This is a genomic window from Mucilaginibacter polytrichastri (assembly GCF_001911425.1).
Classification (GTDB): domain Bacteria; phylum Bacteroidota; class Bacteroidia; order Sphingobacteriales; family Sphingobacteriaceae; genus Mucilaginibacter; species Mucilaginibacter polytrichastri.
This window is the reverse complement of sequence record NZ_MPPL01000001.1, coordinates 2,162,305-2,175,628: the sequence shown is the minus strand read 5'-3', so window position 1 is coordinate 2,175,628 and position 13,324 is coordinate 2,162,305. Positions and strand designations below refer to the sequence as shown.

General features: G+C 39.9%; 13 protein-coding genes. 8 read left to right on the top strand and 5 right to left on the bottom strand.

Translation table 11 applies throughout. The annotated features are described in order from the left end of the window. Nucleotides 1–333: 333 nt before the first annotated feature. Nucleotides 334–786 carry a hypothetical protein gene (locus RG47T_RS09425; protein WP_074489183.1) on the bottom strand — a complete coding sequence of 151 codons (453 nt, stop codon included), beginning with the start codon at nucleotides 784–786 and terminating at the stop codon, nucleotides 334–336. Between the two features lie 322 nt (nucleotides 787–1,108). On the opposite strand from RG47T_RS09425, the gene RG47T_RS09420 reads away from it, so the two are divergent. Genes RG47T_RS09420 through RG47T_RS09410 form a run of 3 tightly spaced genes read left to right on the top strand, consistent with a single transcriptional unit; the run spans nucleotide 1,109 to nucleotide 4,093 of the window. After that, on the top strand, nucleotides 1,109–2,434 hold the full coding sequence (locus RG47T_RS09420) for a paraquat-inducible protein A (RefSeq protein ID WP_074489182.1): 1,326 nt from the start codon (nucleotides 1,109–1,111) through the stop codon (nucleotides 2,432–2,434). Nucleotides 2,435–2,482: 48 nt separating this feature from the next. Further along, nucleotides 2,483–3,835, top strand: coding sequence for a paraquat-inducible protein A (locus RG47T_RS09415; RefSeq protein ID WP_074489181.1), 1,353 nt, complete (start codon nucleotides 2,483–2,485; stop codon nucleotides 3,833–3,835). Nucleotides 3,836–3,853: 18 nt separating this feature from the next. Beyond that, nucleotides 3,854–4,093: a hypothetical protein gene (locus RG47T_RS09410; RefSeq protein WP_074489180.1), complete on the top strand. Its 240-nt coding sequence runs from the start codon at nucleotides 3,854–3,856 to the stop codon at nucleotides 4,091–4,093. Nucleotides 4,094–4,184: 91 nt separating this feature from the next. Here the strand turns inward: RG47T_RS09410 and RG47T_RS09405 are convergent, their stop codons facing one another. The 3 genes from RG47T_RS09405 to hxlB form a co-directional block, all read right to left on the bottom strand. Next, nucleotides 4,185–5,228, bottom strand: a complete 1,044-nt coding sequence (locus RG47T_RS09405) for an NAD(P)-dependent alcohol dehydrogenase (protein WP_074489179.1) — start codon at nucleotides 5,226–5,228, stop codon at nucleotides 4,185–4,187. 152 nt (nucleotides 5,229–5,380) lie between these two features. Then, a complete protein-coding gene (gene hxlA, locus RG47T_RS09400; protein ID WP_074489178.1) occupies nucleotides 5,381–6,013 on the bottom strand; it encodes a 3-hexulose-6-phosphate synthase in 633 nt (210 codons plus the stop codon). 38 nt (nucleotides 6,014–6,051) lie between these two features. Beyond that, the gene (gene hxlB, locus RG47T_RS09395; RefSeq protein ID WP_074489177.1) at nucleotides 6,052–6,642 is read right to left on the bottom strand and encodes a 6-phospho-3-hexuloisomerase; all 591 of its coding nucleotides are present in this window, start codon (nucleotides 6,640–6,642) and stop codon (nucleotides 6,052–6,054) included. A gap of 283 nt (nucleotides 6,643–6,925) precedes the next feature. On the opposite strand from hxlB, the gene RG47T_RS09390 reads away from it, so the two are divergent. From RG47T_RS09390 to RG47T_RS09370, 5 genes are all read left to right on the top strand, one after another. Continuing rightward, complete coding sequence (locus tag RG47T_RS09390) at nucleotides 6,926–7,708, top strand: AraC family transcriptional regulator (RefSeq protein WP_253187508.1); 783 nt, start codon at nucleotides 6,926–6,928, stop codon at nucleotides 7,706–7,708. An 82-nt stretch (nucleotides 7,709–7,790) separates the two neighbouring features. Continuing rightward, nucleotides 7,791–9,497 (top strand): FAD/NAD(P)-binding protein, encoded by a 1,707-nt coding sequence (locus RG47T_RS09385; RefSeq protein WP_083627352.1) that lies wholly within the window; start codon nucleotides 7,791–7,793, stop codon nucleotides 9,495–9,497. After that, on the top strand, nucleotides 9,494–10,051 hold the full coding sequence (locus tag RG47T_RS09380; RefSeq protein WP_074489174.1) for a DUF1543 domain-containing protein: 558 nt from the start codon (nucleotides 9,494–9,496) through the stop codon (nucleotides 10,049–10,051). Before RG47T_RS09385 ends, RG47T_RS09380 begins: the two co-directional genes overlap by 4 nt. Beyond that, nucleotides 10,048–10,590, top strand: coding sequence for a hypothetical protein (locus RG47T_RS09375; RefSeq protein ID WP_074489173.1), 543 nt, complete (start codon nucleotides 10,048–10,050; stop codon nucleotides 10,588–10,590). Before RG47T_RS09380 ends, RG47T_RS09375 begins: the two co-directional genes overlap by 4 nt. Before the next feature lie 66 nt (nucleotides 10,591–10,656). Continuing rightward, nucleotides 10,657–11,493 carry an amidohydrolase family protein gene (locus tag RG47T_RS09370; protein ID WP_074489172.1) on the top strand — a complete coding sequence of 279 codons (837 nt, stop codon included), beginning with the start codon at nucleotides 10,657–10,659 and terminating at the stop codon, nucleotides 11,491–11,493. 93 nt (nucleotides 11,494–11,586) lie between these two features. On the opposite strand, the gene RG47T_RS09365 is transcribed toward RG47T_RS09370, so the two are convergent. Then, a partial coding sequence (locus RG47T_RS09365; RefSeq protein WP_253187507.1) for a TonB-dependent siderophore receptor occupies nucleotides 11,587–13,324 on the bottom strand: 1,738 nt, incomplete at its 5' end.

Below are 13,324 nucleotides of genomic sequence, written 5' to 3'. Positions count from 1 at the left end.
TTAACCAGTAAAAATGCCCCAAACATAACAGGAATTACTACTTTAAGAAATGCCAGAAAAGGATGTTTTAACCGGGTAAAGAATAAGCTGAATAACAGAAACCGGATAATTGAATGTATATTATAAAGATAATTATTAGAATTATATGCCACAGGAATTAATGTTCTGCACTTCCAAATCACATCAATGGCCAGGTTAATAAACAACGCAGCCCAAACGTAAAAAACAACCGGCTTATACAAAGCCGGTTGTTTTTTAAATATACAAATGGGAATTAAAAGGGCCCATACTTCAGACCAATCGATAATTAACTGTACAACCTGATGCATGGTATTAGGTTGCCATAGTTGCCGGAGGAGAAGGGTTGGTATTTAAAGTATCGTCTCCAGTGCCTGGTAAGCCGCTTTTGATAGCGCTTACAGCGTAATACAGGTGGCCAGTCATGTTTACATTAGGAGTAAAAAGTAAATAATCCGCTTTGCCGGATTCGATCAAACCTTTCATTGCAGCTATGGAAATGAAGTTGTTATTGAGCGTTACTGCACGATCAGGCGCTAGAAACTGATCACCATGAGGGGTGAGAATACTTGTTTCCGGAGCATAAGACTGATCGTTACAGTCATCGCCCAAACGAACGGAGGCCAAAAGCTGAATGCCTTTGTAAGGCTCGGCTGCATAATAGCCGAACACAAAATTATTGATGTTCTGATATTTTGAAATCAGCTTAGTGATTTCTTTCACTTCGTACTTTAGGTACAAAAATTTTAAATGCTTAACGTTTTCCATGTGATTTGATGTGATAATTTATTTGTTATGGTTTATTGGCTTATGCGTTTTAAAGCATATACAAACATAACGATCATCAAATTACCTTTCTACGTAGAAATACGCATTTGTTAATATCCGTATATATACTGTAAGTGGGGGGGGGGGTATACTATAGAACTCATTAAATAGTCCGGTACCAAATCTGCTAACTTACCCCTAATCAAAAGTTATTTTCAAATAATTAAATATGAAGTAAAATGTATACAGAATACAAGCCCTTCAAACAATTATCATATCTCTCAGTTATATCACGGTTCCATATTTTTAATTATTACCCAATTTGACTGTAGAGCAACCAAAGAATGTCGTTAAGGGATTTAACGTCTCCAAATTATTACTAATACTTGGCCTTGCTGTTCTTTTATGTTGCGAAGGCTATTTTGGTTATCGCCTTCATATCGTTTCAGATCAACAGGAAGAAATAAAGGAAGATTACTCCAATATCAACAACATTACTTTCGGGCTTTTTTCTGTAGAACAGTGGCGCGATAAAGTAGCCGCTATTGTTAATCACCAGGTTAAGCACTTCACCATGACTCCTAAACAAAAAAGGGAACTACAGGTAGAAGTTCAGCAGATTATCCTTGCCCTAATCAATAAAGCCGAAGCGCTTGTTAATAAACCGCAAAAATCTATAGGCGGTAAATTAAAAAAATTGGCAGTAAAAACTTTTGTTAATACAGACAAGATTAAGGCGCAAGTTCCGGCATTTGCAAAAACCATAATTGCTAAAGTTGATAACCCGGACAGTAAAAACAAGCTCAGTACAATGGCTTTGGGCAAGTTTAACGAAGTGCAGCACAGTGGTTATTTAGATAGTACCATTACTGCAAATGATTCGGTAGTGAATAATATGTACCGCAAATATCATGTAGCTACGGCAGAAGAATTCAATCATAAACTTACCACATCATTAGATAATATCCGGACTACCACCTATAATTATTCTTTTGGTATGCTGGGTTGCATTGTTGTTGTTTTAGCGTTATGGTGGATACTTAGAAAACGTGTTGAACTGCATGCAACGCTTTTTATAATGTCGCTTCTATTTGCCTTTATTCTTCTGGCTGTAGGTTTAACAGCATCAATGATCGAAGTAGATGCGCGTATTCAGTCGCTTGATTTTGTACTATTAGGAGAGCATGTGGTTTTTAAAAACCAGGTATTGTTTTTTCAAAGTAAAAGTATCCTGGATGTGGTTGAAGTGCTGGTAAAGCAGCCCGCAGTTGATTCCATATTGGTTGGCATTTTAATCCTGGTGTTTAGTATCCTTTTCCCTATTATGAAATTGAGTTCTACCGGTATTCATTTATTGAGTAAAAGGAAACTGGCAGAAAATAAGGTTATCAAATATTTTGCCTTCCAATCCGGAAAGTGGAGCATGGCTGATGTGATTGTGATTGCCATATTGATGACTTATATCGGCCTCAATGGCTTGTTGGAAACTCAGTTAGCCAGTCTGAACATCAAAAGTGATTTTTTAACCATCCTCACTACAAATAACACAGCTCTGCAGCCTGGATATATCATATTCATCAGCTTTGTGTTATACGGGCTTATTTTATCCACCATCCTGAAATTCATCACGCCGTACGATTCGCATTAGCATCAATCTATTACAGTGTTCCAATTTATGATTTAATCAGTTATCACATTGACAACTCAGCAGCAAAATTCACAAGCCAAAAAATTTGGCTTACCAAATATAATACTCATCCTGGGGTTAAGTGTTCTCCTTTTTGGCGAAGCTTATTTCGGATACCGTTTGTACACGCTTTCCCGCGAGCAGGAACAAATTAAAGAAGATTACAGTATGTCGAATAATATCACATTCGGCCTGTTTTCTGTAGATCAGTGGCGAGACCGTATAGCGGAAGTTGTAAACGGTCAGGTTCAGGATTTCCATATGACCCGTGCACAAAAGAAAGCATTACAGGCCCAGGTTGAAAAACAGCTTCACGATCTTATAGGTAAAACAGTTGCAGAGATTAACAAGCCGCAAAAAACATTGGGAGGCAAACTCAAAAAATTTGCATTCAATAGTATGGTAAACGCAGATGAAATCCAGGCACAGGTGCCATCTTTTGCAAAAACCATTATCGATAAAGTTAACAGCCCCGCGAGTGAAAAAAGGCTCAAGCATATTGCCACCAGCAAATTAAACCAGCTTGGAAAACAAACGTATGATAGTACGAGCATTGCTAATTTTGAGGCAACTAAATACCTGTACAAGAAATACCATGTTTCAGATCCTGTCACATTTAATAAGCGCATCAATGCGGATTTAGCAGCTATCCGCGCTGTTACCTACAACTATGCTTATGCTATGGTTGGCTGCGTTGTATTTGCACTAGGTTTATGGTTGCTGATGAGAAAACAGGTACACCTGCATAGCACGCTTTTTGTTATGTCATTGCTATTCGCCCTTATCATGTTAATGGTTGGTATAACAACTTCAATTATAGAGGTTGATGCACGGATCCAATCGCTTAATTTTATGCTAATGGGAGAGAAGGTAGCCTTTGAGAACCAGGTGCTGTTTTTTCAGAGTAAAAGTATATTGGGTGTAATTGAAGTATTGATTAAACAGCCCAAACCAGATGCGGTGCTTATTGGAATACTTATTATGCTGTTCGTAATTGTTTTACCGGTTTTACGAATAATAGCAAGGGGGATCCATATTTCGGGTTCTAAAAAAATTGCTGAAAATAAAGTTGTGAAATACCTGGCTTTTGAGTCGGGTAAATGGGATATGGCAGATGTAATGATTGTGGGTATTTTGATGACTTATATCGGGCTGAATGGTATTTTAAAAAGCCAGCTCTCTAACCTGAATATTCATAACAGTGTTTTAACTACTGTAACAGCTAATAATACATCTTTGCAACCGGGCTATTTTATATTTGCCTGTTATGTAGTGTACGCATTTATATTATCATACATTTTAAAACGGATTACTACTAAAAAAGATCCTGATCACCTAAGTGATACTATAGCAACTAATTAATTTATTAAAGCCATATTTATGAAAAATCCTTTTAAAAAAGAAAGCAATACCGGGCTTGTAGTTTTACTGTCGGTTGTAGTGGTTGGGGCGGGAGCAGCAGCCTATTTATACTTAACTGAAAGTGGAGCAAGTACCAATAAAGCAGTTAAACACAAACTTAAAGATGAAGCTAAAAATCTGGCTGCCGGATTTATAAGCAAAAAGATAGGCATATCTAAAAAAACTATTAAAAAGTTGGCCGACCATTTGGTAAAGTAATTTATTGAGATTTACCCTTAAGCCGTATAAAAAAGCCGCAAACTGTATTTATTACAGGTATGCGGCTTTTTTTATTTTAGATAATAGCAAATTATAAAGTAGCCATGTCAATTACAAAGCGATAATGTACATCGCCTGCAAGTGTACGCTCATAGGCATCATTAATTTTGTCAATACCAATTACTTCCACATCTGATGTAATGTTGTGCTCGGCACAGTAATCCAGCATTTCCTGGGTTTCTTTTATACCACCCACTAACGATCCAACAAGGCTTCTACGCCCCATAATGAATGGGAAAGCTCCTATAGCGGTAGGCTCTGGCGGAGCGCCCAATAAAACCATTACCCCATCGGTTGTTAGTAAATTAAGGTATTCGTTGTAATCATGAGGTGCAGAAACTGTATCAATAATAAAGTTAAAACTGCTGGCCAATTCGCCCATGGTATCTTTATCCGTGGTTAGCTTAAAGTGATGTGCACCTAATTCGGCAGCATCTTTTTCTTTACTTTTCGACCGGCTTAGCATGGTTACCTCGGCACCCATAGACGCTGCCAGTTTAACAGCCATGTGGCCCAAGCCACCTAAACCAACTACGGCAACCTTGTCGCCCGCTTTAACACCCCAGTGGCGTAATGGCGAATAGGTGGTAATACCGGCACATAACAATGGCGCTACCTTCTCAAGCGGTAATTTATCTGATACAGATAGCACGAAGTGTTGCGTAACTACAATATGGCTTGAATAACCGCCCAGTGTAATTGTTTTTTTATCCTGGCTTTGCGAGTTGTAAGTTTGGGTATGGCCGTTCAGGCAATATTGTTCCAGATCATCTTTACAGTTAGCGCAATGCATACATGAATCAACAAAGCAGCCTACGCCAACGGTATCACCAACTTTAAATTTAGTTACATTATTACCTACGCGGGTTACCTTACCAACTATTTCGTGGCCGGGTACAGATGGATAAACGGTGGCTCCCCATTCGTTACGTGCGGTATGGATGTCTGAGTGGCAAACACCACAATACAAAATTTTAATTTCAACGTCGTCGGCTTCGGGTTCACGCCTGTCTATTGAAAACGGTGCAAGAGGGGTTTCTGCACCCTGCGCTGCATATGCTTTTACTGATGTCATTTTGTTATAATTTAAAAAGCAGACAAATGCCTGCAGTATATGTTTTAATTGATTGGCTAACTATGTATATAAAGCTACAAATTCTTATAAAACAACAAAGAGAAAACCCTGCATAAAAGCAAAGTTTTCTCTGTTAATGTTGATTTACTTATTTAAGCTGCATCTATTGCCTCACGAAGTGCTTTAGCCGCTGCAGCCGGGTCTTCTGCACCATAAATTGCTGCACCTGCAACTGCTACAATAGCACCTGCTTTAATTACAGCTGCCACGTTGGTTAAGTTTACACCACCTGCTATTGATACCGGTACACCGGCTCTTGCAGCTTCGTCAATTAATACCTGTATAGAATAGCCTGCTGTCCATTGCTCATCTAAACCTGCGTGTAGTTCAACAAATTCAACGCCCAACTCTGTTACTTCCTGTGCGCGTTTTACACGGTCGGGGTAACCAATGGTATCAACAACCACACCTTTGCCGTGTGCTTTTGCTGCTTTAACCGCACCAATAATAGTTGCATTACCTGCTGCGCCCATTACAGTTACTAAATCAGCACCTGCTTTAAAGGCAATATCAGCTTCCAGTTCACCTGCATCAGCAGTCTTTAAATCGGCAAAAACCAATTTGTCGGGGTGTGCATTCTTCATTGCAGTGATTACTGCCGAGCCCATGTTTTTAATTAATGGGGTTCCCAATTCAATAATATCAACATAAGGGGCAACTTTAGCGGCAAGCGCCAGTGCATCTTCTGTTGTCAATAAATCTATTGCTACTTGTAATTTGGCCATTGTTATTTTATTTAAGTGTTATTTATATATGTGTTTTTTTATTCCATGTTGGCATGGCGTTTCCAGAGTTCTTCGGCGGGCGTGCCGTCTATCCGCCACAGTTCCAAAAACACCGCGTCGGTAATTAGCAGTACAGCCTGTTCGAAAAGGCTGCCCGCATATTGTTGTGATTTACCGCCATGATGATCTTCCTTTTCCGCTGCCGGCACATAAATATGTGTATCTGAAAGCGCTGCAAGCGGCGATGATGGATTGGTGGTTATAGTTATTACTTTCGCACCTACATCTTTAGCTTTCTGTGCTGCTTTTACAACTGTACCCGTGGTACCAGAACCGGATGCCGCGAGTAGTACATCGCCCGGTTTAATAGCAGGTGTAGTGGTATCTCCCACAAAATATACCTGTAACCCAAGATGCATTAAACGCATAGCGAACGATCGCATTGAAAATCCCGAACGGCCGGATGCAATCAGAAAAATTGAATTAGCCTGCTGAATACCTGTAAGCATGGGTACAAACTGATCGTAATCAATCCTTTCTGCAAGCTGCTTGTTTTCGTCTAATACCAGGGTCAGGTTTGCTTTAATAGCATTAGCTTGGGTTAAGTCTTGTTGCCGTGTTAAATCCATAGATAGATCTTTATATATTCGGCAAATGTATTCTGATTATATAGCGTCTGAATTACACAATCAGCCCTTTAGGGTGGACTATCAGGAAACTCTGTAAGTTAAAAGTCATAAAGCCTGTTAATACAAATACTCATTTCCGAATAGTCCACCATAATTGTCATATCGTCCCATGCGCAGTCTGCAGAGTATGTACCTTTGCTGCATGATATCCCCGTTACAAGAAACCAAGCTGGAAAGTGCACTTATATATATTAGAAATTTGCATAATTGCCCACCCAGCTATTTGAATGATCCCGGCCGGAAAGACTTTTTTGAAATTGTATGGCTAAAAAATGAAGGCCCGCTGCATGCATTAAAAATGAACGACTTTGATGTAAAGGGAGATTGGATCTATCTCATCCCGCCATACCGGGTACACCAATTAAACAAAGCAGGCAAGAACGGTGAACTGATTTCTTTTAAAAGGGAAATTTTGGAGGAGGGGGACAAAGAGTTCTTACTCGACCTGTTTAAGATCTTCAACGTGCAGGGTGAGTTTTCCTGCTTGCAACTAGATGCGGAAGCGGCCGAAGGGCTAAGTAAGGTTTATCAATTGCTGATTGATGAGTATCAGAAAGCAGGAGATAACCTGGTTATTGTAAAATCGCTGTTAAAGGTATTTTTACTAAAGCTTATTAACGTTAAAGAGCAGGAGTTTACCGGGCATGACATTCATCAAAAACGGGTTTACGAGTTTTTAATGCTGTTGGAGAGCAACTATTTGCAGGTGCGTAATACCGATTTTTATGCCGGAAAATTGGGCATCAGCTCTAAACGATTGAACCAGATACTGAAAGAAAAGCTGGATAAAACAGGGATGCAATTAATTCACGACCGGATTATATTAGAAGCTAAACGATTGATTATACACAGCGAGAGTACGATAAAGGAAATTGCCTATGACCTTGGATTTTCTGACCGGCCTTACTTTAGTCGTTTCTTCAAAAAGCAAACAGGCCAAACACCCGATGCATTTCAGAAACAGGCTTTAAGCCATGTTAAGCTCAAAAATAATACCCTGGTGTAAGGTCTAAAAACTGATCGTCCAAACACTTCGTGTAAAGCTTTGTTGCCAAATTGTATCTTCATAAAGCAGGGACAAGATAATTTTGGAAACTAAAAAACGTATCGCCATATTGGGTGGCGGGCCTAGCGGCCTATTCATGTTTAAGAGGCTGGTAGAATCAAAAAGAACAGATATCGACATTACGATATTTGAACGGAAAAAGCGGTTAGGAGAGGGCATGCCTTACAGCGCAGAAGGTGCTAATGACGAGCACATTACCAATGTATCTGGTAATGAAATTCCTTTACTGGTAACACCGTTGGCCGATTGGATTAAAACGGTATCAAAAGATACGCTCGATAAATTCCACATTGACCCCAAACGTTTTAATGAGTACAAGGTATTACCACGCTTACTTTTCGGGCAGTATCTAACTGCGCAGTTTGATCTGCTACAGAAACAAGCACGGGAAACCGGCATACCGTATGAGATCCATTACAATAGTGCCGTAACCGACATTATCGATCATCCCGATAAAGAAACAGTTACTGTAAAAATAGCAGACGAAGAGCAATTTGAATTTGACCAGGTAATTATCTGTACCGGCCATAACTGGCCTCATCAACACGAAGGCAAGGTGCCCAATTATTTCGATTCGCCCTATCCTCCGGTTAAGCTGGCTTTAAAGCTCGATCATCCTGTAGCTATTAAAGGCTCTTCGCTTACTGCGGTTGATGCCATACGTACTTTAGCCCGGCACAATGGTACTTTTAACAAAGATCAAAATGGATGGCTTTCTTATACCTTGCTGGAGGATAGCCCTAACTTTAAACTCATATTGCATACCCGCAATGGCATGTTGCCTGCGGTGCGTTTCCATTTAGAAGATTCGCACCTGTCTAATAATTCATTACTGACTAAAGAGCAAATAGCTGCACACATAGCAGCCAATAATGGTTTTTTATCGCTCGACTATATATTTGAAAAGGATTTCAAGGAACCTATCAGGGCAAAGGAGCCTGAATTTTACCAACGCATTAAAGATATGAGCCTTGAAGAATTTGTGGCTGATATGATGGAATTGCGTGAACGCCTTGATCCGTTTCAACTATTAAAAGCAGAATATGCAGAAGCTGAAAAATCGATTAAACGAAAAGAATCAGTATACTGGAAAGAGATGTTAGGGGTGCTGAGTTTTGCGCTAAACTATCCTGCCAAACATTTATCGGCAGAGGATATGCAAAGAGTGCAGAAAACTTTAACCCCGCTGATCTCTATTGTTATTGCCTATATTCCGCAAAGTTCGAGTGAAGAGTTACTGGCCTTACACCAGGCCGGGGTTTTAGAGCTTATCCCGGTGGGAGACGAGAGCAGGGTAGAAGCTGAACCGAAAGGCGGTGCAACCTATCATTACAATGATGAAAAAGGTAGTGAGCAGGCAGTATATTTTAACACTTATATCGATTGTGTGGGTCAGCCTCATTTGGCCTTTGAAAAATTTCCGTTTAAAAGTTTATTGAGCAACAGGACGATAAGCCCGGCCCGAGTTAAATTCCGGTCAGCAGAAGAAGGGCAGAAAGCTATGGCCGAAGGAAAAAGTGTATCGCAGGATGTAAACGGCGACTATTATTTAAAAGTTTCGGGCATTACTATTAATGACCATTTTCAGGTGGTGGATGATTATGGAGCCTTTAACGACCGGATCTATATTATGGCCGTGCCTTACATCGGTGGCTATAATCCCGATTACTCTGGTTTAGATTTCAGTGAGGAGGCTTCATCTACCATTATTAAGAGATTATCAGCATGAAATTATACTTGTTATTACTAGGAGCAGAAGCCCCGGGTAGGTATACAGAACAGCATGATTATTTTTTTGGTATTGCTGATAATTTAAAGGATCTGGTACCGGCAGCTAAAGCCTTTTGGCCCGAAGCCGGTAATAGCCTGCACCTTGATGGCTGGCGCGAAGTAACCAAGGTAGACAGTTACGCGATTAACATAGTGGCACAAAATACAGAAACACAAGCCTCGCCGGATAAACTGTTTTTTTTGAACCTGGGCGGATATACGACAGGCAAACTGGAAGAGCAGCATTATACCGTGTTAACAGTGCAGCACAATCGCATACTAGCGGCACAAGCTGCAAAAAAGACGCTCTTTTTTAAAACTAATTCATTAAAAGGCATAGCCACAGCACACATTGATGAAAAGTATGGTGTAGATGTAGACAGTGTTCACCAGATAGAAGAAATGCTTTCGACAGAATTTAAAGAAAAATACCAGATTGTGATGAGTGACGGTGCGGACTTGCCCGAGGATGAAATTCACCTGGGTTATTTCAAACTGGATAAGATTAAATGAGTACTGCCGAACAATTAACGCAATGGATAAAGCTGCAACATGAAGGCCAGTTAATAAAACGAACTAATCAACCTTATTTTGCTCATTTATTAGCGGTTGCCGAAATGGCCGGCAAGGCAACTGCCCTTGGTTATGAGATTGGCCTCTGCCATGACCTTTTTGAAGAAACTAATAACACTGTTGATACATTGCTTGGTGCGTTGAAAAGCTTTGGCTATAATGACGAGAATGCCAACCATATTACTGGAGCAGTTATAGCGCTAACCGACGTATTTACGGCTGCTGCTTACCCGGATCTGAGCAAAAAAGATCGTAAGAAAAGAGAAGCTAAGCGCTTAGTAACCATTAGCCCGGATGCCCAAACTGTTAAATACTGCGACCTTATCTACAACATTGGGTGGGTTTTGGAATATGACGAAAAGCATGCAAAGAAATACCTAAAAAAGAAGCGGAAATTACTAAAGGCGATGCTTGGCGGTGATCAAAGACTTCGGGAAGATGCCCTGAAAATTATTGATAAGGCATTAGATAAGTTATAGTATTGAATACTGATTTTATAACTTAGCCATGATATAACCGATGTTGATTAATTGTCGTTACCTAATATGCTTAAAATAGACTCACACCAACATTTCTGGAAGTTTGATCCGGTTAGGGATAGTTGGATCAATGATGAAATGGCTGTGCTGAAAAGGGATTTTTTACCGCAAGACCTTGAACCCATTCTTAATGAGTTTGGCTTTGACGGTTGCATTGCTGTTCAGGCAGATCAGTCAGAGGTTGAAACTAACTTTCTGCTTGAAAACGCGGAAAAGAATGACTTTATTAAAGGCGTAGTGGGCTGGGTTGATCTAAACTCGGCTGGGTTAGAAGACAGGTTGGTATATTATAGCCAATTCGATAAATTAAAGGGTTTCAGGCATATATTACAAGCTGAGCAGCAGCGTGATTATATGCTTAATGACAGTTTTTTAAATGGTATTAACCTGCTGACAAAGTATGGCTACACATTTGATATATTGATTTTTCCTGACCAACTAAAATATATTAAAGCTTTTGTATCTGCTTGCCCTGGTCAACAATTTGTTATCGATCACCTGGCAAAACCGTATATAAAAACGGGTGAGCTGGATGAATGGAAAAAGGATATCGCAACATTAGCTGAATTTGAAAATGTATACTGTAAAATCTCGGGTATGGTAACAGAGGCCTCTTGGCATGGCTGGAAGCAAACAGATTTTATACCATACATGGATATAGTATTTAGTTCTTTTGGCAGCAACAGGGTTATGTACGGGTCCGACTGGCCAGTTCTTAACCTGGCTGCATCATATACCGATGTGATGAGAATAGTTGAACACTATTTGAAGAACTTCACCGAAACAGAGCGCAATCTTTTTTTTGGCGGTAATGCACAACGTTTCTATAAGATTAATTCTTAACCCAATATTTACCAGTTACCTTCTGTAAAAACAAAAGCCTGCTCCGAATGCGGAACAGGCTTCTGTTTAATAGGTAGATGTTGTTTCTTGATATTAGAATTTAAATGCAATGCTTGCAATAAAAGCCCTTGGCTTTTGAGCCTCGATGGTTGACCAACCTTTGTAATATTCTTTATTGGTTAGGTTATCCATTTTAAATGCCAGGTTCCAGGCCTTAACACCATAAAATACAGAAGCATTTAATACGGTGTAGGAAGGCAGCGTGAAAACACCGGTAGTTTGCCTGTTTAAGATCTTGTTTTCGCTCGCATAGTTTCCACCAAAACCTAATCCAAAGCCTTTGATAGTACCTTTATCAAAACGATAGCTAATCCATGTATTTGCCATGTTTCTCGGTCCTGCTTCTTCGGGGCGTCTTCCCAGAAAATCTGTTGCATCGGTTTTAACTACCTTGCTGTTGTTTATGCTATAACCCGCAATAATGTTTAAACCAGGTACCGGATTGGCAGCAATATCTGCTTCAAAACCACGGCTTGAGTTTTCACCATCCTGTATATAATCATTAGGCCCTAATTGTCTAACTTTATCAGAAACCTTAATATCATAATAACTTACAGTGGCAGTCAGCTTGCTTTCCCAAATATTTAATTTAACACCGGTTTCCCATTGGTTAGCATGCTCTGGTTTAAAGGTTTCAGTTTGCCCTGCCTGGTTACGGATAGGCGCAACATTGGTAAAGCCATTCATGTAATTGGCATATACAGATAGCTTATCGGCTATGGGCTGGTAAACCAAACCAAATTTTGGAGATAAGGCTGTTTGCGAATATTTGTCGGCAGCAGCAGTGGTTAAACCTCCGTTCCTGAAATTATCTACACGTAAGCTTAGCATAGCCGAAAGCGTTGATGTAACATTAATTACATCTGAAGCATAGGCGTTGTAAACCTGCTGCATAGTGTTGCTGTTGGTTACCGGCGAGTTGGTAAGTGTAGAATCTACATGCTGCCTTGATAAGATACCGCTATCAAAGCCAGCCATGTTCACCATACCAACGTTAGCATAACCTGTACCATTATCAATGGTTACCCGGCTAAAATAATCGAGGCCCACTAAGATACGGTTACGTATTTTTCCAATCCTTACATCTCCGTTAAAGTTTTGTTGGATATCGGTAGTATTAGTGGTAGAATTTAGGTCGGTAATGTAACGGTTAAATGTTGAGGAAACATTTGGGTAACCCGGTAGGTACTGTGAAATTTCGTATAAATAAGAGTAATAACCCAGGGATTTTGCTGTACTTCTCGATAGCACAGTTTGTGAAGTCCATTGATCATTAAACCTATAATTCATTTGCCCTTGTAACGTAGTTGTAGGGTTTTTTACAGAGAGGTCATTACTGGTATATGATCTTTTATTGTCGTAGCCCAGTTCTGTTAAATTCTTAGCTCTTAATGGGGCACCCCTGTCAAAGAAAAGCATCATTGGATTAGTGCCCTCAGAACTTAAAAACTCTGCATTTACCAAAAATGAAAGTTTATCATCTACTTTATAAGACAGGGAAGGGGCAAAAAATCTCACCTTTTTAAAGCCTGCATCCTGAAAGCTATTTTCATCATGGTAAGCTGCATTAACCCGCAGTAATACTCTTTTTTCAGGGTCGAGCGGGGTATTTACATCTGCTGTAATTCTATTTAGCCCAAAGCTGCCAGCTGTGTAAGCAACCTCGCTTTTAAAAGTATCAAAAGGTTTTTTGGTTACCACATTAATAAGGCCACCGTAAGAAATTAAACTGCTGCCAAATAACGTTCCGGATGGGCCACGCAACACTTCA

What these genes read in the sequence shown, in the direction of transcription:
- RG47T_RS09425 (WP_074489183.1), bottom strand. Translation starts at nt 786, where the DNA reads ATGGAAAACGTTAAGCATTTAAAATTTTTGTACCTAAAGTACGAAGTG.
- RG47T_RS09410 (WP_074489180.1), top strand. Translation starts at nt 3,854, where the DNA reads ATGAAAAATCCTTTTAAAAAAGAAAGCAATACCGGGCTTGTAGTTTTA.
- RG47T_RS09405 (WP_074489179.1), bottom strand. Translation starts at nt 5,228, where the DNA reads ATGACATCAGTAAAAGCATATGCAGCGCAGGGTGCAGAAACCCCTCTT.
- hxlA (WP_074489178.1), bottom strand. Translation starts at nt 6,013, where the DNA reads ATGGCCAAATTACAAGTAGCAATAGATTTATTGACAACAGAAGATGCA.
- hxlB (WP_074489177.1), bottom strand. Translation starts at nt 6,642, where the DNA reads ATGGATTTAACACGGCAACAAGACTTAACCCAAGCTAATGCTATTAAA.
- RG47T_RS09380 (WP_074489174.1), top strand. Translation starts at nt 9,494, where the DNA reads ATGAAATTATACTTGTTATTACTAGGAGCAGAAGCCCCGGGTAGGTAT.
- RG47T_RS09375 (WP_074489173.1), top strand. Translation starts at nt 10,048, where the DNA reads ATGAGTACTGCCGAACAATTAACGCAATGGATAAAGCTGCAACATGAA.
- RG47T_RS09370 (WP_074489172.1), top strand. Translation starts at nt 10,657, where the DNA reads ATGCTTAAAATAGACTCACACCAACATTTCTGGAAGTTTGATCCGGTT.